An 18,263-nucleotide genomic window follows, 5' to 3' on the forward strand; every position below is an offset into this window, starting at 1 on the left:
ACTTCGGCTACGTTCTGAAACCTTGGGCTTCGCTCAGGGGAGCCGAAGTCGAACGGCAGTAAAAGTTACCAATTACCACTACTCAGAAAAATGACAGAAAATAAAGAAATTGTTTTTCGCAATCGAGTTGTTGACAAAGGTCAGCTCAAAAAATTAATCTCTTGGTCTTTCATGCACTACGGAACGGCCCGTACAGCGCAAATGGCAGATAAACTCAAAGACTTGGGTTTCCGCTTTGCGACACGAGCGGGAGTTTCGATTAGCGTAGACGACCTGCAAGTGCCCCCGTCAAAACGATCGCTCCTCGATGCAGCCGAAGAAGAAATCCGCATCACCGAACAAAAATACACCAGAGGCGAAATCACCGAAGTCGAACGCTTCCAAAAAGTAATCGATACCTGGAACAGCACATCAGAAGACCTCAAAGACGAAGTAGTCAAAAACTTCCGAGCCACAGACCCCCTAAACTCGGTCTACATGATGGCATTCTCCGGGGCGCGGGGAAACATTTCTCAAGTGCGGCAGCTAGTCGGAATGCGCGGATTGATGGCTGACCCCCAAGGAGAAATCATCGACTTGCCAATTAAAACCAACTTCCGCGAAGGACTCACCGTCACGGAATACATCATCTCTTCCTACGGCGCGCGCAAAGGCTTGGTAGATACGGCGTTGCGGACGGCAGACTCTGGCTATTTGACTCGCCGGTTGGTGGATGTGTCCCAAGACGTAATTGTGCGGGAAGTGGACTGCGGCACCCAGCGGGGAATTCGAGTGCGCCCGATGACGGACGGAGCAACCGTGCTGATTCCCCTCAAGGACAGGCTGCTAGGGCGCGTGTTCGCCAGAGATGTGGTGCACCCCAAAACCGGGGAAATCGTGTCTTACGGCAGCGAAAAAGCTGTCCGAAATCAGCCAATTACCGAGGAGTTGGCGACGGAAATTGGTAATTCTGGGGTGCCAGAGGTGTATTTACGATCGCCCTTGACTTGTGAATCTACCCGATCGGTTTGTCAGCACTGCTATGGCTGGAGTCTCGCCCACTTGAAAATGGTGGACATGGGAGAAGCGATCGGGATTATTGCAGCTCAGTCGATCGGGGAACCGGGAACCCAGCTCACCATGCGTACCTTCCACACCGGCGGCGTATTCACTGGAGAAGTCGCGAAACAAGAACGCGCACCGTTCCCCGGTGTAGTGAAATTCAAGAACTTGCGTACTCGCTCGTTCCGCACCAGACACGGCGAAGAAGCACTGGTGGCAGAAAACAACGGCAAACTTGTATTTGAGGGCGACGGTTTTGAAGAAGGGAAATCCGGCGCCAAAAATCAAAAGCTGAAAATTGAATTGGCGATCGTCCAGGGTTCTACTCTGATGGTCAAAGACGGACAGCGTGCCATTCCCGGTCAAGTTTTGGCAGAAGTGCCGATCGTCGGTCGCGCCGCCCGCAAAACTACGGAAAAAGTGACTACAGACGTGGCTTCCGACTTAGCCGGAGAAGCCAAATTTGCTGATTTGGTGCCAGAAGAAAAAACCGACCGCCAAGGGAATACCACCCGCACAGCCAGCAAAGGCGGGCTGATTTGGATTCTTTCAGGAGAGGTCTACAACTTGCCCCCTGGCGCGGAACCAGCAGTGAAAAATGGCGATCGCATTCCGGCCGAAAGCGTGATTGCCGAAACTAAACTCGTCTCCGAACACGGTGGCGTAGTCCGCATCGCTGACCCCAGAGAAATTGAAATTATCACCGCCCAAGTCCTGCTCGACCAAGCAGTCGTGCGAGCTGAAAGTGCAGGCGGCCGCGACCACTACACGATAGAAACATCTTCTAAGCAGCGGTTTTCCCTGAAGACGGCTCCTGGGAGCAAAGTGATTAACGGGGAAGTCGTCGCCGAACTGCTCGACGACAGCTACCGCACAGCTACAGGGGGCATTGTCAAGTACGGCGGGGTGGAAGTCCACAAGCGCGGCAAAGCTAAACTTGGCTACGAAGTGGTCAAAGGCGGCACTCTGCTCTGGATACCGGAAGAGTGCCATGAGGTAAATAAAGATATTTCATTGCTGCTGGTGGAAGACGGCCAGTACGTTGAGGCCGGTACAGAAGTCGTTAAGGATATTTTCTGCCAAACCAGCGGGGCAGTGGAAATCACTCAGAAAAATGACATCCTCCGGGAAATTGTGATCAAACCGGGCACACTCCATGTAGTAGACCGCCCGCCACTAACATTTGGGGAAGGTCAAATCGTCAACGCAGGTCAAGAGATTTTCCCTGGCTTGATTGCCGAAGAGTTGGGCTATGCGGAGTATATCGAAACTCCCGAAGGCCCGGCTTTGCTGCTGCGGCCTGTGGTGGAGTTTCCAGTGCCGGATAAGCCACCTGTGCCTTCTCAAACGGCGCTCAATGAGTCAATCTCTTTGAAAGCGGTGCAGCGACTTCCTTATAAGGATGGGGAGCGCGTCAAATCTGTCGAGGGATTGGAACTGCTGCGGACTCAGCTTATTTTAGAAATAGGTTCGGGAGCTCCGCAACTGGCGGCGGATATCGAGCTGCTGCCGGATGAGGATGATGCTATGGCTTTTGGGGCGGACGGTTCGGGCCCGGCTTGGGGTTCGCCTGAAGACGCTAGTGCGTCGCAAGAGTTGGCGATGGCTGTGGCTGATGGGGGCGATCGAGTTTCCAAGACTTTCCGCTTGCAGCTAGTGATTTTGGAATCGCTAGTGATTCGGCGGGACGTGTCTGCCGATCCGACTCAAGGCAGCACTCACACGCGGCTGTTGGTCGAAGATGGGCAGTCGATCGCACCTGGGGCAGTAGTCGCCCGCACAGAGATTCTCTGCAAAGAAGCGGGTATCGTTCGAGGCATCCGTGAGGGGCATGGTGAACCAGTGCGCCGACTGTTGGTGATGCGAGATGCGGATTCTATTTCGATCTCTGTGGCAGGTACGCCGGATGTGAGTCCGGGTCAACTGCTGGTAGCTGGTACCGAAATAGCTCCGGGGGTTGTTCTCGAAGAGTCCGGCCAAGTTGTGAAGGTTGTACCTGCGTCGGAGACAGAACCAGCGAAACTCTTGCTCAGAGTGGCGCGTCCTTACCGGGTTTCGGCTGGTGCGGTGCTGCACGTAGACGATGGCGATTTGGTGCAGCGGGGTGACAATTTGGTGATTCTGGTGTTTGAGCGGGCAAAGACTGGGGATATTATTCAGGGTTTGCCACGGATTGAGGAACTTCTTGAAGGGCGGAAGCCGAAGGAAGCTTGTATTTTAGCCAAGCGGCCGGGGACGGCTCGTGTGGTTACGGATGACGATGTTGTGGAACTTGCGGTGATTGAGGATGATGGCCGGATTGAGGAGTATCCTTTGTTGCCTGGTCAAAACCCGATCGTTTCCGACGGACAGCGCGTAGGCGTCGCCGAAGCTTTGACCGACGGGCCTGCTAACCCTCACGAAATTCTGGAGGTGTTCTTCCACGTGCTCAAGGAGCGGCAGTCTACTTTTGAGGCTGCCTTGGAGAGTTTCCAACAGGTACAGACGTTTTTGGTGAATGAGGTGCAGTCGGTTTATCAGTCTCAGGGCGTGGATATTTCTGACAAGCACATTGAGGTGATTGTCCGCCAGATGACCAACAAAGTCAGGATGGAAGATGGCGGCGATACTACTATGCTCCCCGGTGAGTTGGTAGAATTGCGGCAGGTTGAGCAGGTGAATGAGGCGATGTCAATTACTGGTGGAGCGCCGGCGGATTATACTCCGGTGTTGCTGGGGATTACTAAGGCTTCGCTGAATACTGATAGCTTTATTTCCGCTGCTTCGTTCCAGGAGACTACACGGGTGTTGACTGAGGCTGCGATCGAAGGTAAGTCTGACTGGCTGCGCGGACTTAAGGAAAATGTGATTATCGGCCGCCTGATTCCTGCGGGTACTGGGTTCAATGCCTATGAGGATGCTGGGGTTCAGGATGCGGGTTTTGATGGTGCTGTGTTTGATGACGACATCCACGATTTACAGGAGGATGTGGTACTTGACGATCGTACTGCGCGCCGCGCTTATACGATCGAGAGCGGTTTTGAGATCGGGCGCCCGTCTGATCTTGAGCCTGATGAGGATTTTGAGGAAGTTGAGGTTGATGACGACGATTTTGTCGCTGAGACTGAGGATGATGCCTTGGGATCAGATGTTGACGATGATGATGATATCGGTTTTGACTTCGATGAGGACGAAGACTAATCATAGTTTTGAGATTGCATGAGTGAGCGAACAGCGTTGCGCGAGGCACGAGGATTAGTTGGTTCCACGGGCGCCGCACACTTCGATTTCACTCGTCATAAAAATCTCAAATTTTGCCTCACAAATTACAAGTCCGAACTCATAGCATTGTGCTTTCTTGACATCGAAAGGAAGAAGGAAGAAGGAAGATTCAGAGTTTAAGCAAACTTTGTAATTCTAGAGTTTTAATTGTTTGTTGGTTTAAACAAACAATTCTTTCTTCCTTCTTCCTTTTTCCTTCTTCCTTCTTACTCCTTCTTCATGTATGATTCACTCAATCAGGCAGCAAAGCCTTGATTTGATTAACAAACTCTTGATGGTCTACCACAGGTTTAGAGATGTAACCGTCGGCACCGCTTTGATCCAGAAATGTTTCTTTATCACCAGCCATCGCGTGAGCAGTCACCAAAATAATCGGCAGCGATGCCGTTTGCGGGTCAGCTTTGAGCAGTTGAGTAATCTTAATGCCGTCAACAGATTTGCCCTGGTACACGCTGCGGGAAAGAGACACATCCATTAAAATCAAATCAGCTTCGCCGTTGGCAGCAATCTGCATCACCTCTTCAACATTTTCCGTGTGCTTCACGGCTAAGCCCCCCCGCTTAGTCAGAATTTTGGAAAAAACCCGAGCATTAACCAAATCGTCCTCTACAATCAGAACGGTTTTCATAAATAAATATGGGAAGTATAGAAACTTTGTGACTTTAGTCCAAAGAGGAACACGACACGGGGAGTACATTCCCCGTCAAAAATGCAGAGTTTTTAGCGCCATTAGCCGGGAACCCTGCAAAACCCGTATGTATATCCTTGAGCCACTAGCTGTGAGAGGGTTTACAGATGCCTAGAAGCATCCAGTACCATCATTTAGACTACTACACACAGACAGTTTAGTTGTTTTTTATAACTAGACCTGGCACTGGTGAGAGCCTCAAGATTCTCAGGTAGCAGGTTTCTAGTACAATCTAGGAGGCCGGGACGGCGCCGCGCAACCCGGTTTTTGCTCGTTTCGGCCGGCTATAACGAACTATTGCTATGAAAAAACCGGGTTTCTGACTACCCGTGCGTCCTGGACTTATAATATCCTCTCTTTCGGTAAAGCCTCCGGCTTCTACCATTTTAGATTTTAGATTTTAGATTTTAGATTTTAGATGGGAACTGATTGACTGGATATCAGTTTGGAGCACGGACCTACAGTTGCATTATTTTTTGAACTGGGATTAGAGTCGGGAATGTGTGATAATTATTTTCCTTCTTCCTCATTAGAATCAAGCCATGTTTATTCACGTACTCCCGTCGCCACAGCATTCGGAGTAGCGAATCTAGCGGGGATTGGTGGGGATTGTTGGAGATTCCTAATTCTCTGTTTTAACCCCTCAAAACAGCTTAAAATATCGACGCTTCCGTTCATCAATGGGATGTCAGACTAGGAGAGATCGCCAGGAGAGCTTTTGAGTGATAATTCATCAATATCGGCATTTTTGACACTCTCAGCGAGTCATGGCAACGCTCTATTGTTGAATAAGCCCAAAACTGGGAGTTCACTCATAGTCCAGTCGCCTCTACACGATCAGAACAAGTACCACTACCAGAAGTATTCCAATTGGGCTTACTTTTCTTGTTTAATACTTTCGGAGTCCATCACGCTTGCCACAATACGCTAAGCTCGATCGTCTACCATTGCTGCTTGATCAACGCTACGGCTGTACTGAGACGAGATCAATCTGGGGTTTCTCCTGAATAGAATATTTCTTCGGGTAGATGGTTATTCCTAATTGCAATTAAATTCTATCATGGATTGACGGGGACTCAAGTCCCTTGTGACGCTTTCCTAGGAAGAGCTAAAGCCTCACTAGGTTCTGAGTTTCTGGCCTTCAGTGTTTTCCTGCGAATCAACCTTCTCACGGCAGAAGGTAAATAGACAGGTAGGCACAAATGAAGGCAACATAGAGGTTAGGGTAAGAGTGGAGAGTAAGAGGCAAGTGTTGCCCGTCTTCGGGACTCTGATTCTGCTTTCACAAGTTAAGTTTATTTTTATTCTTCAACTGGGCGGTTGGATCGAACTTTCGGTTCGCCTGCGGCAAAGACTTTTAAATCGAGACAGGGAACCTCGGCATTATTGACAGAGGCTGTTTTCACTCAGGAATTAACGGACACAAGGACTCATGGCTAAACAACTCAACCTACTTTCCGGGCAAGTAATTTCTACGCCTCTGCACGCCGAGATGCAGCAATCGTACCTCGAATATGCCATGAGTGTGATCGTCGGGCGAGCTTTGCCTGATGTCCGCGACGGTTTAAAACCAGTTCACCGTCGAATTTTGTACGCGATGCACGAACTCGGTCTGACGCCAGACCGACCTTACCGTAAGTGCGCCCGGGTAGTTGGAGATGTTTTGGGAAAATATCACCCCCACGGCGACCAATCGGTTTACGACGCTCTGGTACGCATGGTTCAGGAGTTTTCGAGCCGCTATCCTTTACTGGCGGGTCACGGCAATTTCGGTTCGGTGGACAATGATCCGGCGGCTGCTATGCGCTATACGGAAACGAGGCTGGCACCGATCGCCCACGAAGCTATGCTAACCCAAGTCGGCGATGCAACTGTTGATTTTACTGCTAACTTTGACAGTTCGCAGCAGGAACCGACGGCGCTGCCTGCTCAGTTGCCGTTTCTTTTACTCAATGGCTGTACGGGCATTGCTGTGGGGATGGCAACTAATATCCCGCCGCACAATTTGGGAGAGGTGGTAGACGGTTTAATTGCTTTGATTGAAAACCCGGAACTATCCGACGAGAAGTTGATAGAACTGATTCCGGGCCCGGATTTTCCAACCGGAGGGGAAATTGTCGCTACAGAGGGCATTGTTGACGCCTACACTAAGGGTCGAGGCAGCATTGCGGTCAGGGGTGTGGCCGGTGTGGAAGAGGTGCCAGGTAATCGCAAGGTGCGTACTAAAACGGCGATCGTGGTGACGGAGTTTCCGTTTCAGGTAAATAAGGCGGCTTGGATTGAAAAGGTGGCGGAGTTGGTAAATGCTGGTCGCCTCGACGGTATTTCTGATTTGCGTGACGAGAGCGATCGCGAAGGGATTCGAGTAGTGATTGAACTCAAGCGGGAATTTACCCCAGAAGCGGTTCTGGCTCGCCTTTACCAACAAACTGACCTGCAAACAAATTTTGGGGCCATTTTGCTGGCAATTGTCAACGGTCAACCGCGACAGTTGACGCTGAGACAATTGTTGCAGGAATTTCTGGATTTCCGGGAAGTGACTCTTACCCGCCGCTACAATTACGAGTTGCAAGCTGCAGAACGCCGCTGTCATATTGTCCAAGGCTTAATGTTGGCTTTGACAAATCTCGATACTGCGATCGACATTCTCAGAAATTCTCCTGACGGCTCTACTGCTAAGCAAACTTTGCAAGTTCGCCTCAATTTGAGCGAAAGTCAAGCTGATGCGATTTTGGCGATGCCTATGCGGAGGCTGACTGGTTTGGAAAGGCAAAATTTGCAGTCTGAGTTTGATGAGTTGATGGCTAATATTCAAGAATTGCAGCGGTTGTTGAGCGACAGGCGCGAACTTTTGAAGGCTTTAAAGAAGGAATTTCGCTCGCTCAAACGCAAGTACGCTGACCCCCGCCGCACTAAATTCGCCAATGGAACCGGACGCGCAGCAAACGCCGAATCACAATTTGCTGGTAAGAAAAATTCTGCGGTGAAGCAGTTGTCGCCGGCAACGATTCAGCCTAGCTTATTGCCGGTTATAGAGGCAGAGGAAACTATTGTTGAATTTTCGCACAAGCAGTACGTGCGACGCTTGCCGACTGGGGAAAAGCCACGCTCGAAAAGTCGCGAAAAATCGGTTTCAGCTTTAGAAAAAAATGAAGATTTTATTTTGACGGCAAATCTGACGAAAACCGATCGCACTTTGGTCGTTTTAACTCCTAACGGCAAAGCTTACCCACTGAAAGTGGCCGATATTCCTAGTAGTAGCGCCAAAGACCGGGGAACGCCGATCGTTAGTTTGTTGTCGCCGAGTGCTACTAAAGATAGTGCCGGTCGCGCTTTGTCGGAAATCACAGTTGCACACTTTATTTTGCCGGAAAATTCGGAAGCGGCAGATTTAGTAACTCTGACTCAGCAAGGGAAAATTAAGCGCTTGCCGATGCAGGAATTTGCTGATTTGACTAATCGTGGCGTTACTGTTGTTAAACTCAAGGAGGACGATCGGCTGCGCTGTGCGAGTCTGGGTAAAGTCGGCGAGCAAGTGGCGATCGCAACTTCAGGAGGCCGAGTCCTCCGGTTTGAGATTGATGATGAACAATTGCCACCAATGGGCCGCGCAGCCCAGGGATCTCAAGTAACCAGGTTGCGGAAGCAGGAAGAGTTGGTGGGTTGCATCACTCTGGACGCGAACGACAGTCTGGTGCTATTTTCTGAGTTGGGTTGGGCAAAACGAATGCCCGCAGGTTCTGTCAGACTTACTAACCGGGGGGAAATTGGCACTCAAGCTTTTCGTTTCTCAGAGCCTAAAGATGCTTTAGTTGGGTTGCTGCAGGCTGTTCCGGGTACGGATGTCAAACTTTTTACTAATTCTGGCCGCCTGTTGCGATCGACTATTGATGGTATAGCTTTTTGGGGGAAAGATGCTGCGGGCGATCGAGTTTTTGACCTCAATCCGGGTGAAAGAATCATCAAAGTTATCAGCAGTCAATAGTCATTGGGCATTGGGCCTTGGGCATCGGGCATTGAGCAAGCCCCATGCCCAATCTAAAATCTAAAATCTCAAATCTAAAATTGTTTAATGGCGCAAGTTGTATTAGAAAATATCTACAAAAGTTTTCCCCTCCGCCAAGGAGAACAGGAAAAAGAAGCAAACACCGTCGCAGAAAGTGTCTCACCTCTAGCCGATCGCCCTGCGTCTAACAGCGTTTTGCGGCGCATTAACCTGACGGTCGAAGACGGGGAATTCATGGTGTTGGTGGGGCCTTCTGGCTGCGGAAAAAGCACTTTGCTGCGATCGATCGCCGGTTTGGAAGTTTTGACTGCCGGCAATATTTGGGTTGGCGCTCGGCTCCTTAACGATTTGCCTCCTAAAGACCGAGATATCGCTATGGTATTTCAAAATTATGCTCTCTATCCTCACCTAACAGTTTACGATAATATCGCCTTTGGATTGCGTCGCTCGGAAAGGGAGAAAGACGAAAGAAGGAAGAAGGAAGAAGGAAGAAGGAAGAAGGAAGAAGGAAGAGGGAAGAAGGAAGAAGGGATAAGGGGGAAGATACAAGGAGAAGAAGGAAGCAGCCAGAAGATAGAAAAAATTAGGAATAAGCTAGAAGAGGTTATTAATTATTTAGCTTCTAATTCTTTAAAAAATCCTCTTATTTATCTTTTGTTTGAGGACTTTTTAGGAGGAGCGACTCGCAAGTTGCCTCCGGGTTTGCGCTATTGGTCGGAACGGGAAAAGGCTGTAGGAAAACGAGTGCGAGAGGTAGCTGAATTATTGCAAATAGAATCTCTTTTAAATCGCTTGCCAAAACAACTTTCGGGAGGGCAAAAGCAGCGCGTAGCTTTGGGTAGGGCGATGGCTAGGAATCCTGAAGTGTTTTTGATGGACGAACCGCTATCGAATCTGGATGCGAAATTGAGGGCGGAAACTCGATCGCAAATTGTGCAGTTGCAGCGACAGTTGGGCACTACAACTATTTATGTGACTCACGACCAAACTGAGGCGATGACTATGGGCGATCGGATTGCTATTATGAAGGTCGGCCAGATTCAGCAAGTAGCTCGACCTCTAGAGCTTTACAACAAGCCGGCTAATCTGTTTGTTGCTGAGTTTATCGGTTCTCCGCCGATGAATTTCTTGTCGGTGGAATTTAGTGCTCCGCTGTTGATTTCTCACCCGCAATTTCGCTTTACTTTACCCGATATTTGGGCTAAAAGTCTACAACAATATGACGGGCGAGGCCTAATTTTGGGCATTCGGCCGGAACATCTGAGCATTAACCCTCCGGCTACGAAAAATATTTCAGTACAAGTGGAAATTGTAGAGGCTTTGGGACACGAAACTTATTTGGGGGTTTGTTTGACGGATGCCCCGGCCGTGCGGATGCAAGTGCGGGTTCCTCCTGAGCGATCGATCCGAGTTGGCGAGGAGCTTTGGTTGGCCATCGCCCATGACAAAATTCACTTGTTCGACCCTGATACCGAGTTGGCTATTTTTCCTCGTTAGGCAAAATCATCAAGGTCGATCGACCGTTGTGACCGATGTCACTAATCACAAGCTTGCATTTTTATCAAGGAATGTTATATTTATTTACATAAGCCTTACACAAGTTAACGAAAGGAGTTCGCACTATGCAAGAACAAAAACGCAACGCTTGGAACTGGGGCTTCAGCGAAGGAGCCGAAAATTGGAACGGTCGTTTGGCGATGATTGGTTTCTCTGCCGCTGTCATCATCGAATTGGTTTCCGGTCAAGGTCTGCTTCACTTTTGGGGCGTGATGTAATTTTCTAGTTAAGACTTTTGTGACACTGCAAAGCTTGGGAGTTCCGTAACGGACTCCCAAAATTTTGACAGCACGATTTGGGCCACAAATAGCCAATTGCTCCCTGCTGTTAGCCGCACAAAATTTAACAGCTATAGCTGAAACCGGGGCGGGGGGTCTCCCACCCAAAAGACTGCGAATCACTCTTTTGGGTGATGCTAGCAAATTACTCTAGCGGATATATTCTTTTAAGATGCTGTTCCGGTTGGGATGGCGCAACTTCCGCAGGGCTTTAGCCTCGATTTGGCGAATCCGCTCACGAGTGACGTTAAAGATTTGACCAATTTCCTCCAAGGTCTTCATCCGTCCGTCATCTAAGCCGTAACGCAGCCGCAGTACATCTCGTTCTCGGGGGCTGAGAGTATCCAAAACGCTTTCCAAGTCTTCCCTAAGCAAGTTTTTCGAGACTTGATCTTCTGGTGTTTCCCCGTCAGATTCAATAAAATCTCCCAGACGTGAGTCTTCCTCTTTGCCGATCGGAGTTTCTAGAGAGATGGGCAACTGTGCGGACTTAGCAATGAACCGCAACTTCTCGATCGTCATCTCCATGCGGGTAGCAATTTCTTCTTCCGTAGGCTTGCGACCCATTTCCTGAGACAGGAGTTTGGTAGTTTTCTTGATGCGCGAAATGGTTTCGTAAAGGTGAACAGGCAGGCGGATAGTGCGGGATTGGTCGGCGATTGCCCTGGTGATGGCTTGACGTATCCACCAAGTTGCGTAGGTAGAAAACTTGTAGCCTTTTTCGTGATCGAATTTTTCAGCGGCCCGGATCAGACCCAAAGAGCCTTCCTGAATCAAATCTTGGAAAGACAAACCGCGATTCATGTATTTTTTGGCGATCGACACCACCAAACGCAGGTTTGATTGCACCATTTTTTCCTTGGCCCGACGACCGACGTGGAGTCGGTGACGGAATGCAGGAAGTGCCATATCTACAGCATTCGCCCATTCGCTGTCTTTGGGTTCGCGGTTATACTCTTCGAGCAGTTGTTCTCGAACTCGCTCTAATTCCAGCAAATCTGCAATCTTGCGTGCTAGTTCAATCTCTTCGTCAGCTCGCAGCAGTCGAATCCGACCGATTTCTTGCAGGTAAAGACGAATAGAGTCTTCAGTATAATGCTTTTTCTTTGCCTGTGCCCGACGGCGGGCTTTGGCGCCTTTGCCAGATTTAGGATCTTCCTCAGATTGAGAGTCTAAGAATTCTTCTCGATCGTCTTCTTCGTCGATAAAGAGTTCTAACTCGCTCTCAGGTAGAACGCTTTCGGCGCCCCGAAGCAACTCGATTGTTTCCATTTCCGGTGTAATTGTGGTTGCGAGTACGGTGTTAGCTGGGATCATGCCGTCTTCCTCATGCTCCTGAATTAAAGAATAAATAACAGTGGAATAGTGTCTGTTTGTAGTTTAGACAAGTTAGCCAGGATTGACATTCCCGCAGGAAGAAATAGTGGGATTTTTGGTCTGCTAGCTGAATTTGTTACCGAAACTGCACCTGTTTTATGAGTCACGGTTCGAGTTCTGGTTTGAAGCAGTCAGCGCATTCAATTGATCGCAGATTTTAACATCGCGACCTTAAATTGAGCTAGCGGCTTTTTCTTTCGGAGCGAGTTACCACATCATCTGCAATACCTTGCCCCCAGAAGCAAACCATGAAGTGCGATCGATCACACTTCCAAAAATACTGGCTTTTTTACTCGGTACTTCGAGCTTTTACCCGTACAAGTTTTCCCGCACGGAACCCTCTAACTTTTGTATTGGAGGTGTCGAACTTTTGATTCGCCTTGCTTTCACTCTGGTTGTCAGACATGACAGTTGCACGGCAAGTTTTCGCCACCTTGGATGCCGGTCTGCTGCCTCAAATGCAACAGCAGAGGGTTGAAGCACCAAACGGGGAGAATCGGATCTTGCAAAGACCTTCCCGATTGTAGCCTTTCTCACAAAAAATGGAAGTTGTTTTCCATTGTTGGTCAAGAACTAGGAAAACTCTGTCAGCTTAGCTTGACAATACTAACTCATGTCCGGCTCTGCTAAATCCTGAGAACGGCCCGCAAAAACTTTGGCACGATCAAACGGCCCTGTTTTCTGCGTATATCTGGGTGAACGGCTGCGGCGTAGTTGGCCAGACAGTTAGCAGACAATTTTTGAGTTGCCCAAATTGGAACCAATACAATCCGTGTAGATACACCCATCATTACCCTGTTTCCCTGAATTGAATCATACGCAATCTGCGATTGAATAAAGCTCGTAGCTTTAGTTTTAAGTCGGTAACTCTGGATTAGAGACCGACTCTGACCCCCAATGAAGCGTTGCGGGTTGAGTAATGCAACAGGGGCTTTCATTGTTAAGTTAGCTCAAATCTCAGAAATTGGGTTTAATTTTCACGTTAAATCACATTAAGTTCTTAACGTCACATTCTTATTTAAGCAGTTCGACACGAGTTTGTCGCGTCCATGGCAAAAACCACCAGGATAAATTCTACTGAGAGTTAACCCGCTGCGCAACTCTGGGCTGCGGACTTCTCTAAAATTTTTGGCTTTCGGTTCGCACTTGCGCGATCGCAGGGTCTCACAAACAATACAATTCGACATCTCCCGGAAGTATAACTTCACGATTCCTTTAAATACATTGTGACAGTGTGAAGATTCAATAAACTCCTTCCATCAATTGTAGGTAGGATTCCCGAATTGTCTTGATAATTTCAAGCAGACGGAAAAAAAGCCACAGCCGACGTTGCTGCAACTGCCTGCCGATGATAACTCCGCCAGGGAAGAAAAATTTATCCAGTTAGCGATGTGCTTGCTATGGTTAGAGAAGGCCTAAACTTCAGGATACTTAAAGCAATGGAACGGTAGGACGTTGGTGCGATGCTCAAAATTTTGTTATTATTTACAGCGTGTCCTCCGAAAGCACAGAGTCTCGCTTTATCCTCTACTCTGGTTTAAATTATGTGGCTTGACCGTTAGGGGATGAAGCTATCAAGAAAAATTTCCGCTCCCTGTCTATATTGACAACCCAACGAAGGTTTACTAGAAAGAATTAACCTTATTGAGAGAAAGATTTAGTAATTAATTAATCGGGCTGATCTTACCATCTCTTTATAGCGTGTGTTTGTAGTCAGGACTTCAGTTTTTGTTATATTGCTGAATAACCACTAAAGTCCTGACTGCGAACTTAATTTAACCCCAAGACAGATTACTGCTGATTCCGCAGGCGGGGGTTAACAAACTCGTTTAATCCTTCCCCCACCAAAGACAGTCCCACCACCATTAAAGTCATCGCCAAACCGGGAAACAAAGCCGTCCACCAAATGCCAGTAGGTAGCGCATCTAAAGCTAAACGCAAGTCGTGTCCCCATTCGGGAGTTGCTTCGGGAAGTCCTAATCCGAGAAATCCCAAACCTCCTAATGTTAAAATCGCATCGGCAGCGTTGAGCGCAAACAGCACAGGTACGCTCTGAATCACATTTAGAAACAGGTAGCGCGAAAGCACTGTCCAAGTGTCAGCACCCATTGCTCGCGCAGCTTCGACAAATAATTCGGTTTTGACGCTGACGGTGTGATTCCTGACGACGCGGTAGTATTGAGGGATGTAGGAAATGCTCAGGGCGATCGCAGCATTCAAAACTCCTTTTCCCACTACAAACGCTAGCGTCAAAGAAAGTAGCAGCCCCGGCAAAGTATAAATTGTATCCATTAAAAATAACAACACTCGATCGAGCTTACCGCCCAAATAACCGCTAACCAAACCCAGCGGCACACCGATAAACAAACTCAAAGATGTGGCTAAAATCACCACTTGCCAAGCCGCCCGAGAAGCAAACAGCGTGCGGGAAAACACATCGTAGCCGCTGCGGCTAGTACCAAACCAATAATTCGCCGACGGCGGTTCGTGGATGGGGTTAATCAAAGCCTCCGTAGGATTTTGCAGCCATCCCCAAGCTTGCATAGCTGGAGACAAGGTGGCTACCAATATAAACACGGCAGTTATTGTCAAACCTGCCCACATCATTTTCATTGACAGGCTTGACGGTGAGGCACTGTTGAGAAATCGCGGCAGTCGGAGGCGGCTTTGAGCCATAATTGATAATTCGTGCGTCAGATTTGTTTTCATCAGCATATCAATATTTACCGAAAACCATAGGAAGACTTTTTAACCGGAGATGAACGCAGATATCAGCGGTTAAAAAGTCTTTGCTAATTTGCCTTTCTACAAATTACTGGCAATTAACTCGCGGTACTGGCTTTTCGGCTTAACTCCTTTGAGCTCAGCCACCAAATCTTTGTCTTTGAAATACTGAATCGTCGGCGTACCAATCACGCCAGCATTTTCAGCAATTTCTGGATCTTCTTCGATGTCAATTTCCACGTAGTGGATTTTGCCCTCGAACTCATCTACTACTTTGTTCAAAATCGGCTTGAGGCTGTGGCAAGGCCCACAACTCGGAGAGGCATATTTGACCACAATCAGTCGATCGCTATCGTGGAACAACTTCCGCAAAGCATAACCTCCTTCGTGGCGCGTGTCTTGGATATCAAAGTTCGCGCTGGTTTTGCGTACTTTTTGAGCCTCCGGTGCTGCGACGGGTTGCTCGGATTCCTCGGTTTGGCGGAATTCCTGAGCTAAACCATTGGACGACAGCCACCTTTCTGCCAGCATCGCCCCCATGCAACCACTGCCGGCGGCGGTGATGGCTTGGCGAAACTCGTGGTCTTGTACGTCGCCGACGGCGTAAACTCCCTCGACGCTGGTTTCTACCGAACCGTGTTTGGTAACGATATAACCTACTTCGTCGAGTTCTAACTGACCTTGGAACAGTTGAGTGTTGGGAGTGTGACCGATCGCATAAAACAATCCTTTCACCAGCAAATCGCTCTCGGCACCTGTCACGATATTTCTAAGTCTCACCCCGTCCATTTTGCCGCCCGCTTCGCCCAAGATATCCAGTGCTTCAGTGTTCCAGTGCACGGTAATTTTGGGATTGCTCAGCACTCTGTCTTGCATGGCTTTGCTGGCGCGCATTTGATCGCGCCGCACCAGCATATGTACGTGAGAGCCGTATTTTGTCAAATAAATAGATTCTTCCGCTGCTGTATCGCCCGCGCCGATTACAGCTAAATCTACTCCTTTAAAAATTGGGGTAGCGCCGTCGCAAATCGCACAGGCAGAAATGCCGTGACTCCAAAATACGTGTTCGCTAGGCAGCCCCAGCCTTTTCGCCGTCGCGCCTGTAGCTATTACTATCGTGTGGGTTTTGATTTCTCTGTCTTCCGATCGCACTGTAAACGGACGCTGGCTCAAATCCACCGAAATTACATCTTCTGTGTATAACTCCGCACCCCAGCGCGCTGCTTGAGCTTTCATCCGATCCATGAGTTCCGGCCCGGTGATGCCTTCGGGAAAGCCGGGGAAGTTTTCTACTTCTGTGGTGGTCATCAGTTGACCGCCGGGGACACCTCCGGCTTGGTAGCCTTCAAACACTACGGGTTTCAGGTTTGCCCTCCCGGCGTAGATGGCTGCTGTGTAGCCTGCGGGTCCGGAGCCGATAATTACTAGGTTTTCTACGGTTTCGTTGGTCATAGCTATTTACTTAAACTCATAACGACTTCGTTTTACTAATTCTAGCAGAGTTCGATCGAGTTTGGTGGGATGCCATTGGGCGATCGAGCATCTCTATCTATTTTTGAGGGTCGATCCATCTTCGGGGCAATTCCAGCTAATTTAATAAGCAAAAACAATCTAAAAGTCGATTTAGTTTTAAATGTTCGATCTATTTTGACTGCTGAAATCTTAAGAAAATCTAAAGATGAGCAAAATTATTGACTTCATTCTCAATTATTTTACCTATTTACTGGCTTTGAGGCTTGTGGTACGATTTTCATAATCCAGGGGCATTATGACTAATTTAAAATTTTAGCGCTGAAAGCTTTTAAAATCGTAAAATTAGCGAACTCTGCAAATGTAACAAGTACAATTGTTTATGCAAAATCCGCATTTTATGGTTTAATAATTGTAACGCAGATTTTGTCAAGTTTGACAAAATACAGGATTTGTGGTATGCAAGGTGCCAGCGGGGGGAGATTAGAAGGAAATTTTTAACCGCTTTGGAAGCACAGGCGGGACGCCCGTGCCACGATAAACATAGAATTTTGTATTTGTGTCTGAATGGATAAAATCAAGATATTGTTTGTGTGCAGCCAGAATAAGTGGAGAAGTTTGACTGCAGAGAAGATATGGGAGAATGTTAGCGGCTACAGTGTGCGATCGGCTGGAACCGAAAAAGGTGCAAGAATCAGAGTAACTGAGGGTCTTGTCAGTTGGGCAGATTTGATATTTGTGATGGAGAAGAAGCATGGCGATCGACTTCGCAGCAAATTTCCCGAAAGTCTCGAAGGCAAGAAAGTTATTTGTCTGCAAATCCCGGACAATTACAAATATATGGAACCGGAGTTAGTCGAGCTTTTGCAGGCGAAACTGAACCCATATATAGAAATGCCAGATAACGAGATAAATTTTATGCAGCGAGTTTTGGAACCGGAAGTGATGGATTCCTTGGAAGAGGCGATCGAATACGATTCGATGGACTTTGCTGAGGTTAATGCTGCTTTTGCTCAGAGTGCTGCGGCGTTGGGGCCGGTTTTTGGAAACGTTTTGGATGCGGGGACGGGTACGGCGAGAATTCCGATCGCAATTTCTCAACTCCGGCCAGCATGGAAATTGACTTGCATTGATTTGTCGGCAAATATGCTAAAAGTCGGGGCACAAAATGTGGAAAAGGCAGGCGTGCGATCGCAAATTAGTCTCGAATTAATCGATGCTAAGGAAATGCCTTACCCTGACAATTATTTTGACATGGTGATTTCTAACAGCATTATCCACCATTTGCCCGATCCGCTGCCGTTTTTCCAGGAAGTCAAACGGGTGTTGAAGCCGCAGGGAGCAATTTTTTTGCGGGATTTGCTGCGACCGGAAAAAGCGGAAATCAGGGATAATTTAGTCAATCTGTATGCGGGAGATTGCAACGCGCATCAGAAACAGTTATTCAGCGATTCGTTGCAAGCAGCATTTACGCTGGATGAAGTTGAGGAGATGATGCAGAATGCCGGGTTGGATGGGTTGAGGATTTATGAATCTTCAGACAGACACTGGACGGCAGAACGTGCTTGGTGCGAGTCTTTGTAAGCACGGGACGATCGCCCCATAACAGTTCCAATGACAATAGGAGCGATCACGCCTTTCGAGCTATGCGCCTTACCGTTGGGCGATCTGTTTGTTGTTTAATTACTGTTGGCGGGTCGGAAAAATTAGTATGATTGAACCGCGAAGACGCGAAGGACGCGAAGGAAGAATCAGAAGTAGATAATCTTCTACGGGGAAGGAAGTAAGGAATGAGAATTAAATAACTTCCACAAGTTTGTGGGATGGGCGTCCCCCCCGTCCAAAAAAGACGGGGGGGACG

General features: G+C 48.3%; 9 protein-coding genes. 5 read left to right on the top strand and 4 right to left on the bottom strand.

Features of this window, described 5'->3' with window-relative positions:
- Window positions 1-90: 90 nt before the first annotated feature.
- Window positions 91-4,221 (top strand): DNA-directed RNA polymerase subunit beta'', encoded by a 4,131-nt coding sequence (locus QUA90_RS11450; protein ID WP_333445540.1) that lies wholly within the window; start codon window positions 91-93, stop codon window positions 4,219-4,221.
- 313 nt (window positions 4,222-4,534) lie between these two features.
- Here the strand turns inward: QUA90_RS11450 and QUA90_RS11455 are convergent, their stop codons facing one another.
- Window positions 4,535-4,930 carry a response regulator gene (locus tag QUA90_RS11455; RefSeq protein WP_006632892.1) on the bottom strand — a complete coding sequence of 132 codons (396 nt, stop codon included), beginning with the start codon at window positions 4,928-4,930 and terminating at the stop codon, window positions 4,535-4,537.
- A gap of 1,492 nt (window positions 4,931-6,422) precedes the next feature.
- Here QUA90_RS11455 and QUA90_RS11460 point away from each other — a divergent pair.
- The 3 genes from QUA90_RS11460 to QUA90_RS11470 all read left to right on the top strand — a co-directional run bounded on the left by QUA90_RS11460 (window position 6,423) and on the right by QUA90_RS11470 (window position 10,771).
- On the top strand, window positions 6,423-8,975 hold the full coding sequence (locus QUA90_RS11460) for a DNA topoisomerase (ATP-hydrolyzing) (RefSeq protein WP_333389044.1): 2,553 nt from the start codon (window positions 6,423-6,425) through the stop codon (window positions 8,973-8,975).
- Window positions 8,976-9,230: 255 nt separating this feature from the next.
- Entirely contained in the window at window positions 9,231-10,493 is a 1,263-nt protein-coding gene (locus tag QUA90_RS11465) for an ATP-binding cassette domain-containing protein (protein WP_445300103.1), read from the top strand.
- Window positions 10,494-10,618: 125 nt separating this feature from the next.
- The gene (locus QUA90_RS11470) at window positions 10,619-10,771 is read left to right on the top strand and encodes a high light inducible protein (RefSeq protein ID WP_015179166.1); all 153 of its coding nucleotides are present in this window, start codon (window positions 10,619-10,621) and stop codon (window positions 10,769-10,771) included.
- A gap of 210 nt (window positions 10,772-10,981) precedes the next feature.
- On the opposite strand, the gene rpoD is transcribed toward QUA90_RS11470, so the two are convergent.
- From rpoD to trxB, 3 genes are all read right to left on the bottom strand, one after another.
- On the bottom strand, window positions 10,982-12,148 hold the full coding sequence (gene rpoD, locus QUA90_RS11475) for an RNA polymerase sigma factor RpoD (RefSeq protein WP_333389046.1): 1,167 nt from the start codon (window positions 12,146-12,148) through the stop codon (window positions 10,982-10,984).
- Between the two features lie 1,851 nt (window positions 12,149-13,999).
- Window positions 14,000-14,884, bottom strand: a complete 885-nt coding sequence (locus QUA90_RS11480) for an ABC transporter permease (RefSeq protein ID WP_006632901.1) — start codon at window positions 14,882-14,884, stop codon at window positions 14,000-14,002.
- A 129-nt stretch (window positions 14,885-15,013) separates the two neighbouring features.
- Window positions 15,014-16,384 carry a thioredoxin-disulfide reductase gene (gene trxB / locus QUA90_RS11485; protein ID WP_333389047.1) on the bottom strand — a complete coding sequence of 457 codons (1,371 nt, stop codon included), beginning with the start codon at window positions 16,382-16,384 and terminating at the stop codon, window positions 15,014-15,016.
- A 636-nt stretch (window positions 16,385-17,020) separates the two neighbouring features.
- Between trxB and QUA90_RS11490 the strand changes: the two genes are divergently transcribed.
- On the top strand, window positions 17,021-17,986 hold the full coding sequence (locus tag QUA90_RS11490) for a methyltransferase domain-containing protein (RefSeq protein WP_333445542.1): 966 nt from the start codon (window positions 17,021-17,023) through the stop codon (window positions 17,984-17,986).
- Window positions 17,987-18,263: the final 277 nt, after the last annotated feature.

Source organism: Microcoleus sp. D3_18_C4 (assembly GCF_036702355.1).
Lineage (GTDB): Bacteria > Cyanobacteriota > Cyanobacteriia > Cyanobacteriales > Microcoleaceae > Microcoleus.